The organism is Enterococcus sp. MMGLQ5-1 (genome assembly GCF_013155265.1).
Classification (GTDB): Bacteria; Bacillota; Bacilli; order Lactobacillales; family Streptococcaceae; genus MMGLQ5-1.
Genome location: NZ_JABJXU010000009.1, coordinates 121,396 through 141,860, shown reverse-complemented (window position 1 = coordinate 141,860; position 20,465 = coordinate 121,396). Strand labels below are relative to the sequence as shown.

General features: G+C 36.4%; 22 protein-coding genes. 7 read left to right on the top strand and 15 right to left on the bottom strand.

Features of this window, described 5'->3' with window-relative positions:
* Positions 1-195 precede the first annotated feature (195 nt).
* Together HOY35_RS10220 and HOY35_RS10215 are read right to left on the bottom strand one after the other, a co-directional pair.
* Positions 196-954, bottom strand: a complete 759-nt coding sequence (locus HOY35_RS10220; protein ID WP_172213332.1) for a class A sortase — start codon at positions 952-954, stop codon at positions 196-198.
* Positions 955-961: 7 nt separating this feature from the next.
* Positions 962-2,035: an FAD:protein FMN transferase gene (locus HOY35_RS10215; RefSeq protein WP_172213330.1), complete on the bottom strand. Its 1,074-nt coding sequence runs from the start codon at positions 2,033-2,035 to the stop codon at positions 962-964.
* Between the two features lie 149 nt (positions 2,036-2,184).
* Here HOY35_RS10215 and HOY35_RS10210 point away from each other — a divergent pair, with 149 nt between their 5' ends.
* A complete protein-coding gene (locus tag HOY35_RS10210) occupies positions 2,185-4,134 on the top strand; it encodes an NAD(P)/FAD-dependent oxidoreductase (protein WP_172213328.1) in 1,950 nt (649 codons plus the stop codon).
* Between the two features lie 122 nt (positions 4,135-4,256).
* Complete coding sequence (locus HOY35_RS10205; RefSeq protein ID WP_172213326.1) at positions 4,257-4,580, top strand: hypothetical protein; 324 nt, start codon at positions 4,257-4,259, stop codon at positions 4,578-4,580.
* Here HOY35_RS10205 and rsmI read toward each other — a convergent pair.
* The 6 genes from rsmI to tmk all read right to left on the bottom strand — a co-directional run bounded on the left by rsmI (position 4,577) and on the right by tmk (position 8,579).
* Positions 4,577-5,428, bottom strand: a complete 852-nt coding sequence (rsmI, locus tag HOY35_RS10200) for a 16S rRNA (cytidine(1402)-2'-O)-methyltransferase (protein WP_172213324.1) — start codon at positions 5,426-5,428, stop codon at positions 4,577-4,579. The two genes, HOY35_RS10205 and rsmI, sit on opposite strands and share 4 nt — an antisense overlap.
* A 93-nt stretch (positions 5,429-5,521) precedes the next feature.
* On the bottom strand, positions 5,522-5,872 hold the full coding sequence (locus tag HOY35_RS10195) for a DNA replication initiation control protein YabA (protein WP_172213322.1): 351 nt from the start codon (positions 5,870-5,872) through the stop codon (positions 5,522-5,524).
* Positions 5,873-5,888: 16 nt separating this feature from the next.
* A complete protein-coding gene (locus HOY35_RS10190) occupies positions 5,889-6,695 on the bottom strand; it encodes a stage 0 sporulation family protein (protein WP_249641539.1) in 807 nt (268 codons plus the stop codon).
* A gap of 4 nt (positions 6,696-6,699) precedes the next feature.
* Complete coding sequence (locus HOY35_RS10185; protein ID WP_172213320.1) at positions 6,700-7,590, bottom strand: DNA polymerase III subunit delta'; 891 nt, start codon at positions 7,588-7,590, stop codon at positions 6,700-6,702.
* Positions 7,591-7,592: 2 nt separating this feature from the next.
* Positions 7,593-7,922 (bottom strand): cyclic-di-AMP receptor, encoded by a 330-nt coding sequence (locus HOY35_RS10180; protein WP_172213318.1) that lies wholly within the window; start codon positions 7,920-7,922, stop codon positions 7,593-7,595.
* A gap of 15 nt (positions 7,923-7,937) precedes the next feature.
* Positions 7,938-8,579 (bottom strand): dTMP kinase, encoded by a 642-nt coding sequence (gene tmk / locus HOY35_RS10175; protein WP_172213316.1) that lies wholly within the window; start codon positions 8,577-8,579, stop codon positions 7,938-7,940.
* Between the two features lie 192 nt (positions 8,580-8,771).
* On the opposite strand from tmk, the gene HOY35_RS10170 reads away from it, so the two are divergent.
* Complete coding sequence (locus HOY35_RS10170; protein WP_172213314.1) at positions 8,772-9,065, top strand: hypothetical protein; 294 nt, start codon at positions 8,772-8,774, stop codon at positions 9,063-9,065.
* Positions 9,066-9,600: 535 nt separating this feature from the next.
* Here the strand turns inward: HOY35_RS10170 and HOY35_RS10165 are convergent.
* From HOY35_RS10165 to HOY35_RS10155, 3 genes are read right to left on the bottom strand one after another with little or no spacing between them, the layout of a single operon-like run.
* Positions 9,601-10,809 (bottom strand): hypothetical protein, encoded by a 1,209-nt coding sequence (locus HOY35_RS10165; protein ID WP_172213312.1) that lies wholly within the window; start codon positions 10,807-10,809, stop codon positions 9,601-9,603.
* 7 nt (positions 10,810-10,816) lie between these two features.
* Complete coding sequence (locus HOY35_RS10160) at positions 10,817-11,581, bottom strand: hypothetical protein (RefSeq protein WP_172213310.1); 765 nt, start codon at positions 11,579-11,581, stop codon at positions 10,817-10,819.
* Between the two features lie 59 nt (positions 11,582-11,640).
* The gene (locus tag HOY35_RS10155) at positions 11,641-12,153 is read right to left on the bottom strand and encodes a hypothetical protein (protein WP_172213308.1); all 513 of its coding nucleotides are present in this window, start codon (positions 12,151-12,153) and stop codon (positions 11,641-11,643) included.
* A 188-nt stretch (positions 12,154-12,341) separates the two neighbouring features.
* Here HOY35_RS10155 and HOY35_RS10150 point away from each other — a divergent pair, with 188 nt between their 5' ends.
* Positions 12,342-13,634: a nucleobase:cation symporter-2 family protein gene (locus HOY35_RS10150; RefSeq protein ID WP_349627506.1), complete on the top strand. Its 1,293-nt coding sequence runs from the start codon at positions 12,342-12,344 to the stop codon at positions 13,632-13,634.
* 97 nt (positions 13,635-13,731) lie between these two features.
* On the opposite strand, the gene HOY35_RS10145 is transcribed toward HOY35_RS10150, so the two are convergent.
* Genes HOY35_RS10145 through rfbD form a run of 3 tightly spaced genes read right to left on the bottom strand, consistent with a single transcriptional unit; the run spans position 13,732 to position 16,691 of the window.
* Positions 13,732-14,664: a glycosyltransferase family 2 protein gene (locus HOY35_RS10145; protein WP_172213306.1), complete on the bottom strand. Its 933-nt coding sequence runs from the start codon at positions 14,662-14,664 to the stop codon at positions 13,732-13,734.
* A complete protein-coding gene (cps2T, locus tag HOY35_RS10140) occupies positions 14,661-15,809 on the bottom strand; it encodes a beta 1-4 rhamnosyltransferase Cps2T (protein WP_172213304.1) in 1,149 nt (382 codons plus the stop codon). The genes HOY35_RS10145 and cps2T overlap by 4 nt, the downstream gene beginning before the upstream one ends.
* Before the next feature lie 48 nt (positions 15,810-15,857).
* Positions 15,858-16,691: a dTDP-4-dehydrorhamnose reductase gene (gene rfbD / locus HOY35_RS10135; RefSeq protein WP_172213302.1), complete on the bottom strand. Its 834-nt coding sequence runs from the start codon at positions 16,689-16,691 to the stop codon at positions 15,858-15,860.
* A gap of 206 nt (positions 16,692-16,897) precedes the next feature.
* Between rfbD and HOY35_RS10130 the strand changes: the two genes are divergently transcribed.
* From HOY35_RS10130 to HOY35_RS10120, 3 genes are all read left to right on the top strand, one after another.
* Positions 16,898-17,635 carry a threonine/serine exporter family protein gene (locus HOY35_RS10130; RefSeq protein ID WP_172213300.1) on the top strand — a complete coding sequence of 246 codons (738 nt, stop codon included), beginning with the start codon at positions 16,898-16,900 and terminating at the stop codon, positions 17,633-17,635.
* A 15-nt stretch (positions 17,636-17,650) separates the two neighbouring features.
* Entirely contained in the window at positions 17,651-18,067 is a 417-nt protein-coding gene (locus HOY35_RS10125; RefSeq protein ID WP_172213298.1) for a threonine/serine exporter family protein, read from the top strand.
* A gap of 123 nt (positions 18,068-18,190) precedes the next feature.
* Positions 18,191-19,096: a diacylglycerol kinase family protein gene (locus HOY35_RS10120; RefSeq protein WP_172213296.1), complete on the top strand. Its 906-nt coding sequence runs from the start codon at positions 18,191-18,193 to the stop codon at positions 19,094-19,096.
* A gap of 519 nt (positions 19,097-19,615) precedes the next feature.
* On the opposite strand, the gene HOY35_RS10115 is transcribed toward HOY35_RS10120, so the two are convergent.
* Entirely contained in the window at positions 19,616-20,458 is an 843-nt protein-coding gene (locus HOY35_RS10115; protein WP_172213287.1) for a two-component system regulatory protein YycI, read from the bottom strand.
* Between the last annotated feature and the right edge of the window lie 7 nt (positions 20,459-20,465).

Here is a 20,465-nt window from a genome sequence, read left to right as displayed (position 1 = left end):
TTCTTCCCGAAGGGATGAAGCCGATTCTCCTGCTAATAATCTCTCAACGATCTGAATTTTTAATGTCTCCGGATAATAATTATGTTTTGCCATTAGAAAAACACCTCCAAATTTATTTTACTAAATTTGAGGTGCTCTTTTTTAATTGTATCTAATTATAGTGTCAGTTCCCCTTATACCGACACCTCTTTTTTCTTACCACGTCATTTGATTATACTTTTGCTCAAAGGCACTCGTAACCGACTGGCTCGCTTCACCTACCGAATATGATTTTTCAAAATTTGCTCGAACGATTATTCGATTAGTTGCATTAGCATCACTGCAGGTAACCAAAGTTAATACCCTTTGATTCTCTAAATCATCAATTACTTCTCCATGCTCAGGCGAAACCTCATAAACCTCACTAATTTGGTACTCGTAAATCGTACTTTTATCAGTCAAGTAAACTTTTTGACCAGCCTGAGCTGGTCCTTCTTTTAGAGGAGAAAAAAGCATTTTGGGTTGTCCAGCCACATAATGACTAGCCAAGGCATAATTACCCTCACCCATTTTTTGATCAACCTTCATCGTACCTGCACCCCAAAGCAAATTAGTATTATCCAACCCTTTAAATATTGGTAAATTAAGATTAATTGCTGGAATCGTTATACCGCCAATAACTGGCAAATCCTGATTAGCTACCTGAGCTTCTACAACCGCCTCAGTGCTCAAAGGCTCCACAGAAGAAAAATCAAAATTCCCCTCCGTTTCATTATTCGCCTTGACAGTATTATCTGTCACCTTAGAAATATGATATTGGTTGGCGTTTAAGCCCATTAAATAATATTTAATTTGATTATTAAAAACCAACGCTAAGCCAACTAGCAACATTAAAACTAAGAGTAAATTAATAATTATATTTCTAAATCGATGTTTCTTTACTTTTTCAGTATTTCGATGGCGTGCTTTTTTCATAATGCTCCTATTCTATATCACTATTATTGCCCATAGTATAACCCGATTCTGTCTCAATATCAAAATTATCTTCAAGTCCTTTAGATAAATAAATCTTATTTTCTTTAGTCACAAAAATTGCCTCATAACCCTTTTTGTCGTTTATATATTTAAGACCTTCCTTGACACCCAGTGAATAAACAATTGTCGAATAGGCATCATCAGTCATTGAGCTTTTTCCTATAATTGTAACACTTTGTAAATCATTATCAAATGGATAGCCCGTTTTTGGATCCAACATATGATGATATTTCTTACCATCCACCTCTAAATATCGTTCATAAATACCGCTTGTCACAAAGGATTCATCACGCCCCTGAACATAGCCTAAAACCGTATTTCGTGCTTTATTTGGGTCCTGTATGCCAACTGTCCAAGCATCCTTATTATCAGCCTTAGGTGAATTACCAATCACATAAACATTACCACCCAGATTAACAATTGCACAGGTCACACCATTTTTTTCAAGCTGAGTAACAACTTGATCTGTAATGAAACCCTTGGCAATTGCGCCAGCATCAATTTGCATGCCCTTTTCAGTCAAGTAAGCTGTTGAATTATCTACATCTAAAACAAGATTATGGTAATCAATCAATTGTAATGCCTGATCAATTTCTGACTGGCTGGGTTTCTTAGCATCTGAAAAACCAATATGCCATAATTTTGTCAAAGCACCAATCGTAATATCAAATGAACCTTGATCTTCAGAAGCAGACTTAGCATAGACAAGCATTTTCATGATATCCTTAGGGACCTTAACAGGCCTAATTCCAGCATTCTCATTGACCTCATCTAAAATAGAGCCATCTTCATTGACAGTAATTTCCTTGTCATATTTTTTGATAAGGCTCATGGCATCAGCTAACGCTGTCTCCTTATGCTTATCGTAAACTTTAATTTCAACATACGTGCCTAGTGCAAATATTTCCTGTTTATCAGGCTTACTCAACAAATCAGAGGTTTGTGTCGCCTTAGTACAGCCCCCAAAAAATCCAATCAATAATATAACAAATAGCAGTTTCCATTTATTTGTGAATTTCATTTATTTTCCTTTCAAAAACGTTTTTTGACTTATTTTATTATAGCTTAAATAAACTATTATTTAACATTAAATTAATTGATTGTGTTTCAAATTTGAAAGCGTTATAATTGAATTGCGATTATTATAATATTATAAAAGGAGTTTTCACATTGGCTAAACAAAAAATAATTGTCATTGGTGCTGGATTTGCTGGCCTATCTGCGACAAGATATCTTTCAAAAAAATTAAAAGACTCCGCTGAAATCACACTAATTGATAAGCATAGTTATCATACAATGATGACACAGCTTCATGAGGTTGCAGCAGGAAGAATTGACCCTGATGGTGTTCAGTATGATTTACAACGACTACTTGGTAGACGAAAAAATGTTTCGATTGTAACAGACAAAGTAACAGAAATTGACAAGGAAAATAAAACTGTTACTACCGAAAGCAATACTTACCAATATGATTCAATAATTGTAGCGGTGGGTGGTGAGCCTAATGATTTCGGTGTGCCCGGTGTTAAAGAACACGGCTTTACGCTTTGGTCGTTTGAAGACGCCATGAAAATCCGCCGTCACCTTGATGAAACGGTTGAAAAAGCTGCTCAAGAAAAAAATCCTGAAAAACGAAAAGCTTTGCTTACTTTCTTAGTAGCAGGCTCAGGCTTCACAGGTATTGAGATGGTTGGCGAGCTAGTTGATTGGAAATTTGTTGCCGCAAAACAATATAAACTAGACCCTGAAGAATTTACGATTGGGGTTGTTGAAATGATGCCAACAATTCTAAATATGCTCCCTCGTGTTGATGCGGATAAGGCACATCGCTTCTTAGACAAAAAGGGCGTAAAAATCCTGACAAATCATGCAATTACAGGCGTGACTGCCAGCCATGTTTCAATTAAGGATGGTGATGATATTCCATCACATACTTTAATTTGGACCACTGGTGTTCAGGGTAATACAGAGGCAAAGGCTTATGAGCTAAAGGAAACTGAGCGTGGCAATCGCCTCCAGGCCAATCAATACATGGAAGCAATTGGCTATGAGGACAAGGACATTTACGTTGCTGGAGATATTTCGGCCTACGTTGAGCCAGAAACAGGCCGACCAACGCCGCAAATTGTTCAAGCCGCTGAGGGCACGGGACATACCGCTGCTGCAAATATTATTTCTAAAATAAAAGGTGAAGAAAAGCATACTTATAAACCTAATTATTCAGGCTTTATGGTGTCTGTCGGCTCGAAATGGGGCGTGGCATACATCATGAATACACTTCATTTAAGTGGCTTTTTAGCTATGCTAATGAAGCATTTCATCTATATTATTTATACACTTCAGGTTGGCTCAGGCTATTATTTCTTCCAATATTTTAAAAATGAATTTTTCCATACTAAAAATGAGAGAAATGTTGGACGTGGCCATCTTTCAAGACTTGGCAATGTGCTGTGGAGTGTCCCATTACGTGTTTTCTATGGCTTCGTTTGGCTAATTGAAGCCAGTCACAAGGTTGTTGGTGACGGTGATTATCTTAAACCCTCGACTTGGTTTGGCAAGGGTTCATGGTTTACAAATGATGTTCAATTCCCATTCGATTGGCTACATCAAACCGCTGCTGCGACAACTGGAGCAAGTGAAGCAGCTACAAAAACGGCTGAAGCTACAAGCGCAGCAAGTGGTACTGCTACTGAGGCAGCTGGAAAAACGGCTGAATTTGGTTTGAGCTATGCTTATGGCTCTGATCCAATGGCTGTCTTTGATAAAATGCCAAAATTCTTGGAACCTATTATGAAATTTATGATTCCTAACAAGGATGTCGCATTATTCATGCAAAAATTTATGACAATTGTAGAATTATTGATTGCCTTAGCCTTAATTGCTGGTCTATTTACATTTGTTGCCAGCGCAGCAACCGCTGGCTTGACCGTTATGTTCTGCCTATCGGGCATGTTCTATTGGGTCAATATCTGGTTTATCTTTGTCGCAATCGCTTTGATGAACGGCTCTGGTCGCTCACTTGGTTTGGATAAATGGGTACAGCCTTGGATTCAACGAAAACTCGGAGGCTGGTGGTATGGTAAAGTTAAGTCCATCTACTCAGGCCGCAGTTCATCATAATAAAAAGCTCTGGGCAAATTGCTCAGAGCTTTTTATTCGTCAGAGGTATATATTTTTATTGAAATTTACTTTATAATATAGAATCATACTGCTAATCGCTTTACTTATGGGATGGTATACTTATGCTAAATCTAAAACATATCGCAAGTTACTGGTCTAAAAAATTATTTCATAATTTCATTAATGCACCTGTGCTTGATGCCAAACCTTTGGAATTATCCGAGGATACGCGCTATCAGATTAAAATCGCACTGACACAAAACAGAATAATTGTCATTAACTATCGCAATGAGGATGGTGATTTTTCGATTATCAATGGTAAAATCAATCGCTATCAGCCAGCTAAAAATCTCTTAATTATCACCACTGCAAATCAACAAACAGTGCTAGTTCAACTATCTAAAATCAAAAAAATAAGGGTATTACCAAAGGAAACTGCCGATTAACGATTATGAAATTCAGAATAAACTAATTGCTTTTCAACATTGTTAAGCTTTGCAACTTGTTTAATTGCCATTTTTGAAGACATGCCAGTCTCAATTAGCCGCTCTACTTGTTCGGTATAGGTGCCTTCAGTTTCCAAGGTAGCTACATCTGTCTCACCAGAAACAATCAATAAGCATTCTCCTTTTATCGGTTCATCAGTTAAACTTTTTAAAACTTCACTAATCGAACCTCGACGATATTCTTCATACAATTTCGTTAGCTCTCTAGCTAGCACAAGCTGACGATCGCCATAAATTTCTAAAAATAAGGTCAAGGTTTTAGCCACTCGAAAGGGTGATTCATAAAAGATCTGAGTTTCTGGGTAAGCTTTTTTGCACTCAAGAAACCTTCTTTGCTCACCATTCTTCCTAGGTAAAAAACCATAAAAAATATGCGGCTGAGGTATCAAACCACTGGCAATTAAAGCTGTGATACCAGCACTCGCACCAGGTAAAGCAATCACAGCAATATCATTTTCAATACATGCTGCGACAAGGTTTTGTCCTGGATCACTAATACTGGGCATACCAGCATCACTCACCTGTGCGACAGAATGCCCTTTTTTAATAAATTCAATCAAAAATGGAATTTTCTCTGACGCATTGTGCTCATGAAAGCTAACCTGTTTTTTGGAAATGTCGAAATGCTTCAGCAGCTTGCCTGTATTTCTTGTATCCTCACTGGCAATTAAATCGACCGATTTTAATGTTTCAATTGCTCTAAGCGTAATGTCTGCTAAATTGCCAATTGGTGTCGGTATCAAATAAAGCTTACTACCCTCTTGCTTAAAACTTTTCTGTATTTTCATTTGAAGCTCCTTAACCATTGATTATATCTAATTATTCACGGCAATTTATCATTAGCTTAAAATTATCACCACCCATTTTAGAGTAGTGATAATTTATCGATAAATAACATCCATACAAAACAAACAAGGCTCATCATCAATTCGGCGCTGTCCATAGAATTGATTGCAGATGTGAAAGCCTTCTTCGTAAATATTTTCTAAATTTAATCTCGACTTTGAAATTTTCTGACTATTTTCTGATTTAACCGTTTTTGATGCATCTTCACTAATCGGGATTGTTAAATCATCAATCCGTTCCCGCAATCTTTCATTTTCGACACGTAAGGTAGTGTTTTCCTCAACAATTTCCTTCAAATCCTGTTGTGTTTCACTCAGCTCATTTGCAATTAAAGTCAATAAACGCTCCAAATCATTAAAATTATCGACTAATTTCTTTTTATCCACAGCGACTCCTTTTTGATTATTTTGATTTAAATTCAATTTCTTCAATAGCATAATCAACTAAAACAGGAGCCTTATCAAAGCGAATTTTCACAATCCCTTGAATGATATTCATACCCTCCACACGACCTGTACCCTCTTGGGTTGTAACTCGCTGTCCCCAGTCTGGAAAGGCACGTTTAGCGGTCTCATAAAATTCATCTTCATACTGCAAGCAGCATAATAGTCTGCCGCACAAGCCAGAAATTTTAATTGGATTAAGTGACAAGCTTTGATTTTTTGCCATTTTAATTGAAACAGGTAGGAAATCGCCCAAAAAGCTTGAGCAGCACAGCACTCGACCACAGGGTCCAAGACCGCCCACTACCTTTGCTTCATCACGTGGTCCTACCTGACGCAGCTCGATTCGCAAATGAAATTTAGATGCTAATACCTTCAAAAGTTCACGAAAATCAACACGTCCTTCAGCAGTAAAATAAACGATTAATCGTTCTTTATCTAAAGTATACTCAACTTGCAATAGCTTCATACCAAGTTTTAGCTCGCTAATACAATTAGCAATTTGACGCTGCGCAATTTTTGCAGCATCAATATTCTGTTCATAAAGTCTGATATCGCCATCTGTTGCAGACTGTACTTCTAGAAGCTGATCAGGTAAATCTGCCGCCTTCATCAGACGATTCGTATAATAAACCTTACCTAGCATTCGACCATTTTTTGTTTTGGCGACAACTAAATCATTCATATTATACTGGTGACTCGCTAAATAGTAGCTGATTTCTCCTAATTTCTTAAAACGAACACCAATAACCTCTTCTTTACTCAAAATATCATCTCCAAAGTGAATCTATAACTAACATCTCTAGGCAATTTTGAAAGCTAACATTAAATTGAAACTTTTTTTCTGCCTTAAAAAGATTGGCCGACAAAAGACTATCCTTTGTTGACAGCATTTGCTTTTCAAAATAATAAGCGATTAAATTAAACGCGATTTTCTGTTTATCTTTATCATCAAAGATTGGCACTAATTTTGCGCCCACCGAAACAAAGCTTAGCTTGTTTCGATTCGACAAATCTGATACCCATTGTTGAATCAGCTGCGTTCCTTGATTAAACCATTGACTCTCATTTAAAAGCTGTGCATCGCTCATATGATTAGTCACATTTGCTAATAAATCAGCCTTACTAGGCAAAATATCCTGTTGCTTCAATGCTTCACTGAAGCCTAATATATTTTTTCTAAAGGGAATAATTTGAGTTCGTGACTGTATTGTGGGCAAAACTTGACCTAATTGATTCGTTAATAAAAACAAATAAGTATTTGGACTTGGCTCTTCAATAAATTTTAATAACGCATTAGCGGCACTAGAGCTTAATAAATCAACTGATTTAATGATAAAGACTCGCTGATTGCCTTCAACACCCGTTTGTGACATCTCGCTAATTAACTCACGGACTTGATTTACCTTGATTGTATTACCAGTGGGTTGAATTAGTTGAACATCTGAAAAATCATTTGCAGCAATCAATTGACAGTTACGACACTTACCACAGGCTAAATGCTGTTCTGCCTGCTGACAAAACAAGCTTTGTGCTATCCAAATTGCAAACTCAAAGCTAAAAAAACCGCCAGTAAAGAGATAGGCATGAAAAAGAGACTGTTTTTGTAGGACTCTTTTAAACCGCTGATACAAAACTGGTTGTACGTCATGCATATCCATTATTAAAATCTCAAAAAGTTTTCAACTGGTAATACAAATACTGTTGCACCGCCAACCTCAACCTCAATTGGATATGGGACTTGCCCATCCATTGATAAATCGAGAGTAATTGGAGACTGAACATACGATTTTCTGGCCTTGCTTGTTTCTTCGATTAGCTTAAGTACCTCATCTACGCGTTCATCCTCAATCCCAACAATAAAGGTTGCATTGCCAGACTTTAAGAAACCACCAGTAGAAGAAAGCTTAGTTGCTCTGACATTGTGATCAATAAATTTATTAGAAAGTCGATTGGCATCCTTATCCTGTACAATTGCTAAAATCATCTTCATTTTCATCAAGCTCCTCTATTTAAAATTTTCTGGAAAGCGATTAATAATTAATTGATAGGCTTCTTCAAGTATCTGATCTGGTGTTTGATGCGCATCAATTTTTTTTATCCGTTCTGGGTACATTTCTAAAACATTTAAAAAGCCATGCCGAACGAGCTGATGGACGGCGATTGATTCCATGTCAATTCGATTAATTTCTTCCTGACGATGCTGCATAATTCGCTTAAGACCAGCCTCAGGGTCTAAGTCAAGTAATAATGTCAGCTGTGGCAGCAGGCCATCTGTGGCAAATTGATTCAATTCAGCAATTGCGTTAATGCCGAGCTTTCTGGCTTGCCCTTGATAAGCCAATGAGCTGTCAACGTAACGATCTGCAATCACCATTTGCCCTGCTTCTAATGCTGGAATTACCTTTTCAACCAAGTGCTGTCTGCGACTAGCTGCAAACAGCAAAGCCTCCGTTCGAGCATCCATCTCCGAATTTTCTGGATCCAGTATAATGCGTCTTATCTGTTCTGAAATCTTAATGCCACCCGGTTCACGTGTTGCAATAATTTCAGTGCAGCTGCTGGATTTTAACCTAGGAATTAACGCATTTAATAAGGTTGTTTTCCCTGAACCTTCCGGTCCTTCAATTGAAATAAATATGCCACTCATTTTATTCTCCAATACATTTCATTTCAAGATATATTACTTATAATAAGTTTACTTTAAAATTCATTAAAAATAAAGGCTAGGCGTTTGTTGTTTTAGTTTGATTGGTTAAATTTTTTCTCAATTTTTATATTTTAATGCTACAATAGAGTTATATTATGGTTATTAATTAATAATTTTATAAGGAGTAAATTTATGGTACCATTTTTAATTTATTGGGCAGGCGTGTTAGCTGGTATTGGCTTCTTTGCATTAACAATTTTCTTCACTATTTTTTATTTAGTGAAAAAGGAAAATGGAAATCTTTGGGCCTTCGCCTTCTTTGATGTCTTGCTCGCAATTATTTTAGCAATTATCGTTTTCATCTATCGTTGGAACAATGGCTTCGATATTACTCAATACTCAAACCTGTACTTTACGGTGATTATCAGCTTAGTCGCTATGGCGATTATCCAAAGTATTTTTGGGCGTACACCTAAAGAAGCATAATCCGAAAGGGGTTGGGACAAAAGTCCTAACCCCTTTCATAATGTTCGTAATTTATGGATTAAATTGTCTAAAAGCGTAAACGGCTCGTTTTGAAAGCTGAGCATCAAACTGAAAAATAGTAACGACGCCATTTACCATGACGACTTACTCTCAGAAAATTTCAGAATAAAATTTGAGGCATTTAGTCGATAAGATATGCAATTAAACTTACTTTTATAAGCGACCAAGGAGCTCTTTAAAAGTTTAGTTCAATTGTTGCCACGAATTATTTTTTCAGCTTATGCCGATACTTTCAAGCCGCTGAAGCTAGATTGTCTAAAATGCTGAAATGACTTGCTCAGAAAGTTGAAACGACCGCTTAGCGTTAATGGGTTAAATCAACTAGAAAAGTAGCAATACAAGTCCGTCTTGCACTTTGGCAGAAAGCGTCTGACTGAATAAACGAATGACTTGTCTATTTTTTCACAGTTTTAATCAGAGAGAGAAAACACCCTTTTTTTACGGCGTTAAACGTCTTTTTGTCCCTCATTCCTTTTTATATTAACTGATTCAAAATTTTATTTTCATATTGAATTTGATCAAATAACTGATTGACCTCCATGAATAACCGATTCTGCGTTGGGTTGACTAAATAAATTATCTCCTTAGAAAACCTTTTCTTCTTTTGCGGTAATTGGTCAATAACAGCAAGCAGCCTTTGCTTTAAATCATTTAATTCTTCTATTGAGGTTGCAATGGGGTCACTACCAAGTATTTCGGCAAAGCGCACTGCATTTGAACCAACATATTTCATACTATCCTCGTGGTATTCCCATAAACTAGCCAATTTATTAGCCTTTACAATAATAGTATCCAATGCATAATCATCGTAGCTTTGATATTCACCATCTTCAATAACAGCTAATTCAGTAGACTGAGATTTATCAGCTACCGATACATTTTTTATAAAGCTTCTTAGCTTATCTAGCCATGAATTTTTAATTACATTTCTAGTAGTTCTAGATGGCTCAGCCATATCCTCTGAAGCTTGCTTTTGAGTTGATGATTCATCTAATCGCTCCGAATTCGAGACTGGTGGCGCTGATTCAAAAGATAATTTTTCAGCAGCTGATAATACCTCTAATTCCGCCTCAGCCTTTTCACTTAAATCTAAATTTGCCAGAGGACTTTCACCAATAAAGGTATCACCCAAATTTTTATCACTCGTTTTATCAATAATATCAAAAGAACCAGAAATAATCGGTTCCTTTTCAAGTAAAATATCATCATATAACGTATTAATACGCGTTTCACCATCAATTAACGCATTGGATCTTTTTTGATAGGACCAATAAATTCGTTCAACCTCATGACTCCATACTAAAACTGTAAATCCTGAATCTGTCTTCTTATCTAAAAAAGAAAGCGTTCTGCCATTTGTCGAAAATGAAAAAGCAATATATTTCAAATGCAAAATAACCTCTAACCCTTTTTTCTCTGCCACGGCTTGATATAAGACCTTTTGCGGAAAGTTTTTTGCAAAATCTTCTAATATGCCCTCATAATCTGGTTGTTGCTCCCAAGGTAATGAGATATCCCTTTTATACTCTCGGACTTTTCTTTTTTTTAATTGAGTAAGAAAATAATCCTCATAATAATCTCGATTAAATGGATAATTAAAGTATGTTTCAAAACAGTCTTGAAGTTGCTTTAAAAATTGTTCCTTGATATTTTCTTGAACAAATTTAAAAACAATATCATTCATTTCTCACCTATTCTTCTGCTAATAGACGTTCAATTGCTTCTTGAGGGTTTTCCTCAAAAAATTGACCAAAAATCGTCTGTGTTTCACTATTAAACTGCTGCATCCGTTGATACAAATCACTAACCTCTGAACGTAAAACATCACGTTTAACGGAAATTGTGGCAAGTGTGTCTATTACCTCTTTCTGCGCTTTGGCAATCATGTCTTCACTTTGATTTTCAGCAACTGTCAGCATCTCATCGCGACGATCAGCTGCTTGTGAAATCATGCGTTCTGCCTCAGCTTTTGCAGCCAGATTAATACGTTCCGCCTCAGCCTCCGCTGCTTTTTTAGTCTCATCAGCAATTTTCAGCGCTTCAAGTCTTAGCTCAGTGATATCGTGTTCATTATATTTTGGTTGGTTAGCTTCTAACTCAACAACCTTGTTCTGTAATAATTGATTCTGACTATCTAGCTGCGAGTTTTTAATTTTTAACTCAGCTAGGGACTCAACAGCATCAGTACGAGCAATATATTTTTCATTGAGATCCTCATATTTTTTACTCGTTGTTCTTAAATCCTCATGCAAGCTGGCGATTTGCTTGTCCTTATTTTTTATTTCATCATAAACATTATCTAATTGCTGCAATTGCTCTGTTTTCGATTGCAATTCATCAGAAACCTTTGCTAATCTTGCCTTCAAGCCATTATTCTCATCAGTTATTGTTTGAATTTCAATTTCCAACCCTGCTAATTCTGACTTACTAAATTTTTTCCCCGTATTTCTCATCATTTTTAAGTTCCTCCAATAATACCTAGTTCTATATAATAAAGATTAAAGTCAAGCAAACATTAATAATGATGTGTTTGCCGATACTTCTGTATCACTTCCAGCTGATCTGAAAAGGTTCGATTTGTCGGTAGCTTCCTGATTTTATAATCACACCATGTAATGACATTCATCGGTAATACTGTTGGTCGAAAACTATAAATATATATTTCCTCTCCAATTTTTCGGCTTTTAAAATTAGAAATATAGCTACCTTCTCGATTATCTGGATAATAGATAATTTCTGAGCCCGTAAGTGGCGATTTCATAACTAAATGCTCAGCATCTTTTTCTATAATTTCAAATCTTGCCTCAATCGTTGCGCCCTTAACACCACGAACGATGGGATCAGAAACAACAATTAACACTAATAAAAATAAGAATATTAGTGGTGTGCCTAACATGAAGCCACAAAAAAATCGACGGTGCCGCAATGAATTTTCACTATTTATAAAATAACTCTTTCCAATTAGGACTAGAGAAGCTAAAAACCAAAGAATCAGGAAAACAAACAATAAATTAATTAATAAATTCATCTACTCCCCCGAAACATTTTGCGATTAATGCTAATTATATAACGGATTAGACCTCAGTACAATAAATATGGATAGTTTCCCGAACATTTTTAAATTTTTTAAACTAAAATTAAATAATTAAAATAAAACCTTGTCATTTTTTGTTAGACTCTTAAAGTACCTATTATTTTTAAGTGATGAAAGGAATTATTGTGAAATTTGAACTCAATGAACAAAAAAATGGTCAAGCTGCCGTTTTAGGCTTACAGCATTTATTAGCAATGTACTCAGGCAGTATCTTAGTCCCAATTTTAATCGCAAGCGCTCTAAACTATTCATCTGAGCAATTAACCTATCTGATATCAACAGATATTTTTATGTGTGGCGTCGCAACCTTCCTACAGCTACAAATGAATAAGTATTTTGGCATAGGGCTACCAGTTGTCTTAGGTGTCGCCTTCCAATCCGTTGCGCCCCTTTCCTTAATCGGTGCCAAGCATGGTTCAGGTGCAATTTTTGGCTCAATCATTGCTTCGGGAATTTTTGTAATTTTAATCTCTGGTTTTTTTTCTAAGGTAAGACGTTTCTTCCCACCGCTCGTAACCGGCTCTGTCATTACAGTTATCGGCTTGACGCTGATTCCAGTTGCAATGGGGAATATCGCCAATAATCAAACACCAGCTGACTTAAAAAGCTTGATCTTAGCAGCAATCACTATTGTTATTATTTTAGCAATTCAATTCTTAACCAAGGGCTTTTTACGCTCTATCGCCGTTTTAATTGGTCTAGTTGTCGGCACAATAGCTGCAAGTACAGTTGGCATGGTTGATACTAGTGTCATAAAAGAAGCACCAGTTTTCCATTTGCCAACACCATTTTTCTTTGGCGCACCCAAATTTGAATTAACTTCAATCATTATGATGATCATCATTGCTATGGTTTCAATGGTAGAATCAACGGGTGTCTATCTAGCGCTGTCAGATATTACCGGACAAGAGCTTTCACAAAAGAAATTAAGAAATGGTTATCGCGCTGAGGGCTTAGCCGTTCTGCTTGGTGGTATTTTCAATACTTTCCCCTATACCGGCTTTTCACAAAATGTTGGATTAGTACAGCTTTCAGGTATTCGATCTCGTAAACCAATTTTCTTTACCGCATTATTCTTAATGATTTTAGGACTCGTACCAAAATTTGGCGCAATGGCACAACTTGTTCCTGCACCTGTTCTTGGCGGTGGCATGCTCGTTTTATTTGGCATGGTAGCTGTACAAGGTATGAGGATGCTCGGTAACGTCGATTTTAACAATGAGCACAATCTTTTGATTGCTGGCTTTTCGATTGCTGTAGGACTTGGTTTCAATAGCTCAGCTAGCATTTTTACTAACCTTCCCAACAGCTTACAAATGTTTATTTCAAATGGGATTGTCATGGCATCCGTCACAGCAATTGTCTTAAATAGTATTTTCAATCGAAAAAGCAAGGTAGCTCTATCGAATGATTAACCTAAAAAATAAAGCACCCTTTAAGGTAAAATAGTTATATTTAATAGCAATAGCCAAGTCCCTTGCTTCAAATTTGAAACAAGGGACTTGGCTATTATTATCTCGGATTAAACCAATTCGTAATCAATAGTGCTCGCAAAATCATCGTATGAAATAGTCGGTTTTTTCGATAACGGTACCGACTAATTCGACGTACACGCTCACTAATGGATTGTTGATCAATATCAACAAAACAATTCAACACTTCTAGCTGGGATGAGGTCATTTGTACTTGATTTTCATTAGCGATTTTTTCAGCTTGTTTTTGTGCCTGATGAATTAATTTCCAGTAACGATTCACCGGTTGATTCAGCCAATTACTCATCCGTTTTTTAAATGTTCGTGCACCTAATACATTCTCACTATGCTGTCGATATAAAATCGTTGGTACATCAATATAAACCAATTGACCAACTGCAGTTGCCAGCAGCGCTAAATACCAATCATGCATAATAATTTGCTCGGTATTCGTCCACAATTGTGCTAGTTCGTCATTAATCATCGAAGTACAGCCAGTCACAGAATTTTCGGCAAGCTCTTCAATAAGTGTTGTATTAGCATGGTGACTTTGTGTGGCAATCATACTGTCAGAAAGAATTTGCAGCTGTTCATCAACCACCTTCAAATCTGTGTAATACATCGCAGGCTGATGCAATTGAGCCTCGCTGGCAGCATTTAAAATCGTTGTTAGCTTATCAGGCAGCCAAATATCATCCTGATCACAATAAAAATAATAGTCTGCCTGATCAAACTTCGTTAATACAAAAAAAGACTGAATCACACCCAAATTTATAATATTTTCATTATTAATAAACAAAATACGTGAGTCCAGTTCAGCAAATTCACGAATAATTTCAACCGTTCGATCGGTTGAACCATCATCTCGAATTAATAGCCGCCAATCTCTAAAGCTTTGTGCAAGAATGCTCTCAATCTGTTGAGTCAAAAATCTCTCACCATTATATGTAGACAGCAAAATATTTACTTTCATTTTAAAAATAGCTCCTCATATTGCGCCACAATCTTATCCCAAGTATAGTTTTCCAAAATAATTGCCTGCGCTAGCGATTTAAATTTTAATTTTTGCATTGAAGCATTCTGTTCAGTTGACTCAATAATTGACGTTAGATTGGCCGGGGTAAAGTAAATTGCAGAGTCTAAGGCAACCTTTTGATTAAAGCTAACAGCTAGCACTAAATTAAGTGGACTATCCCACATCGCCTCTAATAGCCCCGGATTAGTTCCCCCAACCTCATGACCGTGAATATAGGCAAAAGCCTGTTGACGAATTAATCTCAATAAATCTTTTTGATAAACTGTACCGACAAACTTAATGCGGCTATCCTTTTGAAACTGTGTTTTATTTTTCAGCTCTTGATAATAGGCACTGTCTTGATAATTTGTAATGATTACTAAATCTTTTTTTACCTTGCTCGCCATAAACGAACGAATAATCGTTTCATAATTATTCTCAGGCACAAATCGACCAACAACCAGATAATAATCACCTGGACTCAGCTGAAATTGCTGATACCACTCCTCTAAAGCATGGTTAGCAGCGTTCGCATTAACCTCAGCGATATCAGTACCATAGGCAATTACTTGAGAAACCGTTTTAGGATATTCTAAAAGCAGATAATCTTCAATCCCTTGATTGTCCGAAACAATTAAATCTGCTGATTGGCACATTTTCCGCTCTGCATATTTTAAATAGCGCTGAATTGGCTTAGACCATTTACTTCGGCGCCATTCTAAGCCATCAGGATTAACCAAAAGCTGTCCGCCAGCTCGATGAATTTGATTTGCAAAATATTGAATGAAACCACCAATTGTATTACCTAAAATATAAAAAATTGGCTGTTTAATACTTTCCATTTTAACCATTTTCAAAGCATAGTGAATCGCTAGCATATCATAAGCAATCACTTTGGCCGGTCCTAAATTTGGTACCTTAATAGTAAAACAATCTGCACCACAATAGTCAAAATGCACCTGATTTTTTTGATCATCAAGACAAGCAACATGATACTTTATTGCTGCACTGGTTTGATTTTGGACCAACTCTGCGACAAAAGTTTCAAAGCCACCATATTGAGCAGGCAGACCACGACTGCCAATAATAAATACGTGCTGCATAACGACTCCAATCTAAAAAATAATAAGCTTGGTGTATTTGGGCAAAGATTATTTTGCCAACATTCCTTTTAAAGCTTCTTGCCATGTAGGAATTACAAAACCAGTTGCCTTCGCCTTACTTAAATCTAACACCGAATACTGTGGTCGTTTCGCCTTTTGTGGATAGGCCTCGCTCGTTACAGGTACTACTTCCACATCGGAATCCTTCAGTATTTCTTTGGCAAAATCAAACCAGGTACAAGCATTGTCATTCGATAAATGATAATAACCAAAATCCTGCTTTGTATCCACTAAATGAGTAATAAATTCGGCTAAGGTCCTTGTCCATGTCGGTCTGCCATATTGATCATCAACGACAGTAAGCTTGGAATGTGACTGTGCCAATTTTTGCATCGTGAAAACAAAATTATGACCGTAGTTGCCAAAAACCCAGCTTGTTCTAATGATATAGTATTTTGAAGCATATTTTTCAATCGCTTCTTCACCTAAACGCTTAGTACGACCATATTCATTTTGTGGATTCGTCTTTTCATCAACTGAATACTCACCATCTTTTTTGGTACCATCAAAAACATAATCAGTTGAAATATAAACCACCAATGCATCAACGGAATTTGCTGCTTTGGCAATATTTTCAGTCCCTGTTACATTGATTTTATAATCTAATGCTTTCCCCTCATCCTCAGCCTTATCAACAGCAGTATAGGCAGCACAATGAAAAACAATCGTTGGCTTGATTTGATTAAATACTTCAATAACCTGAGCCTCATTTGTAATATCTAACTCAGCAACATCAGTACCTGTATAATCAACACCACGTTCATCTAATAAATAACGTAGCTCTGTTCCTAATTGTCCACTTGCTCCAGTGATTAATATCATTAAATTCTCTCCTAGCTTTTTAATTATGGCTTTATTCCTGTCTTATTTTAACACATAAGCTATTATTTTGACGATTTTTCATTTTTTTATCAAAGTAATCACTAAAGTCCTCCAGATAAGTGATTTTATGCTAATATTTATTTAAACATTTTTAACTAAATTTAATATGAATTCTTATCTAAATATAAGATTTGCGAGGAGCATTGATGGACGTAAAATTTAGTGCCAAAACAGCACTTCTAGCAGGTAAAATTTTAATGGAAAATAATGCTGAAATGCACCGAATTGAAGACTGCATACAGAGAATTGGGGCGACTGATAATATAGAAATCACAAGCTACACAACCCAAACAGGCATTTTTATCAACATAGAAGCATACGATATCATGCTGATGAAAAACATAACTCATCGTGTCACAAATTTAGAAAAAATTGCACAGGTTAACCAAGCAATTCGCGATTTCTCAACCAATCATGCTAATATTACCACGCTTCATAATAGGCTTAAAGAAATAGAAGCTGAAAACTTCTTTTTCCCTGCTTGGCTTGAGGTACTTGCTGCTGGCATTGTCAGCGCTTCTCTAATGATGCTCCTAAACGGTAAGCTTTCCGACCTGCTGCCTACCTTTATAATTGGTAGCTTAAGCTATATTATCTATCTATCAACCTCTAAACATTTTGGCTTAAAATTTCTTGCTGAAATTCTCGCCGCAATTGCTATTGGGAGCTTAGCTGCACTATGTCGACATTATAGCTGGATTACACAGATAAATGCCGTTGTAAATGGAGCAGTCATGCCATTAGTTCCAGGTGTTTTAATTACTAACTCGATTCGCGACCTGCTATCCGGTCACCTAATTAGTGGCTTATCTCGAGGTGCCGAAGCAACAATTACTGTTTTGATGATTGCCTTTGGTATCGTCTTTACACTTAAATTATTTTAACACGAAAGGAATCCGATGCTTATTCAAGTTATTTTTAGCTTCCTTGGTTCACTCGCCTTTGGTATTATCGCTAACGTTCCAAGACGTAGTCTCTTAGCTGGTGGTTTGACAGGAATGATTGGCTGGCTAGTCTATATAGCTTTTCAAAAGCTAAGTCTAGGGGTGGCTTTTTCAACGCTAGTTGCCTCAATCATAATCGGTTTAATCAGCAAAATATTTGCCAAAAGGTTCAAACTACCTATTACAGTTTTTAACATTCCGGGAATAATTCCGCTGGTTCCCGGTGGCTTGGCCTATGAAGCAATTAATCATTTTAGCCTTGGAAGCTACGCCATAGGTATTGAAAAAACAATTAATACAATTGCCATCGGACTCGCAATCGCCATTGGTTTAATTATTAGCGAAGCTTTTGACTTCAAAAAGGGAAGGTAGGCCATAATCGCATAATGATTACCTTCAACCCGAAAGCACCACACTAACTACTGAAATACATTCATGATATAATTAACCAGTGCTTAAATTACATGCTAAGAATACTGACAGTCTGGAGTTCTGATGAATTACTATCATATTATTGTTAATCAAGAAGCTGGAAATTCTAAAAATAAAACAAAAATACAGCAAATTTTTAAGCAACTGACTGCAGAAAAGCAAGCCTTTAAGGTTTATCAAACACAATACGCTGGCGAAGAGAAAAAAATTGCAGAAAAAATTATTAAACACATGGCAAAAATCGATCGCATTCTGGTTATCGGAGGGGACGGAACACTCTCAAATGTCCTTCAAGCCGTTGGCGAAACCCCTGTAGGCTATATCGCAACCGGAACCGGCAATGATTTTGCTAGAGGTATTTGTTTGCCTTTAGAACCTATCGCTGCACTCAAACAATTTCAGGAAAGCAAGGGTCAAAAATTAAATGTAATCAATTATAGAATAAATAACAAATCCTATTTGGCACTCAATAATGTCGGTGTGGGTCTTGATGCTGCTATTGTCGCAAAAACTAACCAGTCAAAATCAAAAAAAATACTAAACCGTTTACATCTTGGTAACCTCTCATACATTGTCATTTTATTTCGCTTACTGTTTCAGCAGAAACCATTTCCAGTTGAAATCACTACAGCTGATTATTTTCTGAAGGTTAATAACGCATTTTTGCTAACTGTCACCAACCATCCCTATTTCGGTGGTGGTATCCCCTTGTGGCCAGATGCTGACATCTATAGTAATCAAATTGATGTTGTATTAATTAAACGCTATAACCTATTCAAACTACTCTATCTATTAATCCTAATAGTCACACGACGTCAGATGAATCATTCTGATATCATTCATTTAAAGACTGATAGCTTAAACATCAAAATATTGAACCCTGAATTTCTGCAGGCTGATGGTGAGGATGCACCACAAAGACCTTATGAAATCCATTTTAGTACGCAGCAGCATCATTTTTGGTTATAAAATTAAAAGAGGTTGGGACAAAATGTAGTGCCCCCCCAAAAGTTAGACGTAAAAATCTAACTTTTTAGGGGTCGCTACAAAAAGACCTAACCTCTTTTTTATTGTTCATAATTATGGGGGACAATGCGACAACGACTAGTCAACGCCTAAGCGTTTTTGTAAGTCGCTAAAGCGACAGCTTCAATGCCATAGGAAAATAGACAAATTTCCGAATATTGCCTAAAATGCTGAAATGCCTTGCTCAGAAAGTTGAAACATAAGCTAACTCTGCGTTTATTTACTCAGGCAGACTTTGCCCGAGCGCAGAGTGTACTTATGTGAAACTTTCTAGGCATTGAAGCTGGATTACTTTTTCTCTAATTTCCTAAACGCTGGTCGTTGAAGCTAGATTGTCTAAAATGCGTAAACGGCTTGTTTTGACGGGCTTTCTATCTCAAAACTGTTCAAATAGATACGTCATTCGGTCAGACAGAAAGCGTCTGACTGAATAAACGAATGACTCGTCTATTTTTCACAGTTTTAATCAGATTCATTAATCTTGGTGACAGTTGTCTCCGTAATAACGTTACTATTAAGCGCATTTACTTTTTCAATTTGAACAGTTTTATTCGACTTAACCTCAGATTGAACCTCGACAAACCAAGTTGGCACATAGACATTCTCGCGATTTAGCTCAATAATACGAGTATAGCCTAATTGTAAAGAAAGAATTTTAGATTTTTCTGGAATTCTTAAATTATTGTATAAGGCAATGACTGCCTCTCTTTCTGAAATCAAATCCTCTGCCTCTCGCAAGGGCTTAATATTAATCAAATAATTCTGAGAAATTAACGTGAATTTATATAAGTCATCTATCACAGTCAAATCTAATGAGGTTCGACTATTTTCATCTAAAAATGGCAGTGATTTATAGGATTGCGCAAGAACAATTTCCCCTTCCTTTTTACCATAAGATGAGAATGAGGGCAGGTAGCTATAATCCGAAGCATTGTAGATAGACGTACTTTTTTTAAGTAGTTCCTGAACTGCAGCAGCATCTACTTTTTTATCCAAGTAAACAACATTAGTTGGAGTCGCTTTAATCTCACCATTTGAGCTCTCTACGATATTCTTAACATCTAGGCTTTTAAACTCATCACTGAGCGCTTTTTTTTCAGCACTCAGATAATAACCCTTTTGATGTTTAGTGGATAAGCTATCTACCTCAATATCATCTTTCTCTAAACGATACTCAATATTAGATTTAGCTTGACTAGAAACAGAGTCATATTTAGCACGATTTTCCTGAAAAATACTAAATAAAAAGAAATTCAATATTACAAAAACCGCAATAAAAATATTTTGTATGTTTTTAAAATCCATGGCTCAC

What these genes read in the sequence shown, in the direction of transcription:
- HOY35_RS10220 (WP_172213332.1), bottom strand. Translation starts at nt 954, where the DNA reads ATGAAAAAAGCACGCCATCGAAATACTGAAAAAGTAAAGAAACATCGA.
- HOY35_RS10215 (WP_172213330.1), bottom strand. Translation starts at nt 2,035, where the DNA reads ATGAAATTCACAAATAAATGGAAACTGCTATTTGTTATATTATTGATT.
- HOY35_RS10205 (WP_172213326.1), top strand. Translation starts at nt 4,257, where the DNA reads ATGCTAAATCTAAAACATATCGCAAGTTACTGGTCTAAAAAATTATTT.
- rsmI (WP_172213324.1), bottom strand. Translation starts at nt 5,428, where the DNA reads ATGAAAATACAGAAAAGTTTTAAGCAAGAGGGTAGTAAGCTTTATTTG.
- HOY35_RS10185 (WP_172213320.1), bottom strand. Translation starts at nt 7,590, where the DNA reads ATGGATATGCATGACGTACAACCAGTTTTGTATCAGCGGTTTAAAAGA.
- HOY35_RS10180 (WP_172213318.1), bottom strand. Translation starts at nt 7,922, where the DNA reads ATGAAGATGATTTTAGCAATTGTACAGGATAAGGATGCCAATCGACTT.
- tmk (WP_172213316.1), bottom strand. Translation starts at nt 8,579, where the DNA reads ATGAGTGGCATATTTATTTCAATTGAAGGACCGGAAGGTTCAGGGAAA.
- HOY35_RS10170 (WP_172213314.1), top strand. Translation starts at nt 8,772, where the DNA reads ATGGTACCATTTTTAATTTATTGGGCAGGCGTGTTAGCTGGTATTGGC.
- HOY35_RS10165 (WP_172213312.1), bottom strand. Translation starts at nt 10,809, where the DNA reads ATGAATGATATTGTTTTTAAATTTGTTCAAGAAAATATCAAGGAACAA.
- HOY35_RS10160 (WP_172213310.1), bottom strand. Translation starts at nt 11,581, where the DNA reads ATGATGAGAAATACGGGGAAAAAATTTAGTAAGTCAGAATTAGCAGGG.
- HOY35_RS10155 (WP_172213308.1), bottom strand. Translation starts at nt 12,153, where the DNA reads ATGAATTTATTAATTAATTTATTGTTTGTTTTCCTGATTCTTTGGTTT.
- HOY35_RS10145 (WP_172213306.1), bottom strand. Translation starts at nt 14,664, where the DNA reads ATGAAAGTAAATATTTTGCTGTCTACATATAATGGTGAGAGATTTTTG.
- cps2T (WP_172213304.1), bottom strand. Translation starts at nt 15,809, where the DNA reads ATGCAGCACGTATTTATTATTGGCAGTCGTGGTCTGCCTGCTCAATAT.
- rfbD (WP_172213302.1), bottom strand. Translation starts at nt 16,691, where the DNA reads ATGATATTAATCACTGGAGCAAGTGGACAATTAGGAACAGAGCTACGT.
- HOY35_RS10130 (WP_172213300.1), top strand. Translation starts at nt 16,898, where the DNA reads ATGGACGTAAAATTTAGTGCCAAAACAGCACTTCTAGCAGGTAAAATT.
- HOY35_RS10125 (WP_172213298.1), top strand. Translation starts at nt 17,651, where the DNA reads ATGCTTATTCAAGTTATTTTTAGCTTCCTTGGTTCACTCGCCTTTGGT.
- HOY35_RS10120 (WP_172213296.1), top strand. Translation starts at nt 18,191, where the DNA reads ATGAATTACTATCATATTATTGTTAATCAAGAAGCTGGAAATTCTAAA.
- HOY35_RS10115 (WP_172213287.1), bottom strand. Translation starts at nt 20,458, where the DNA reads ATGGATTTTAAAAACATACAAAATATTTTTATTGCGGTTTTTGTAATA.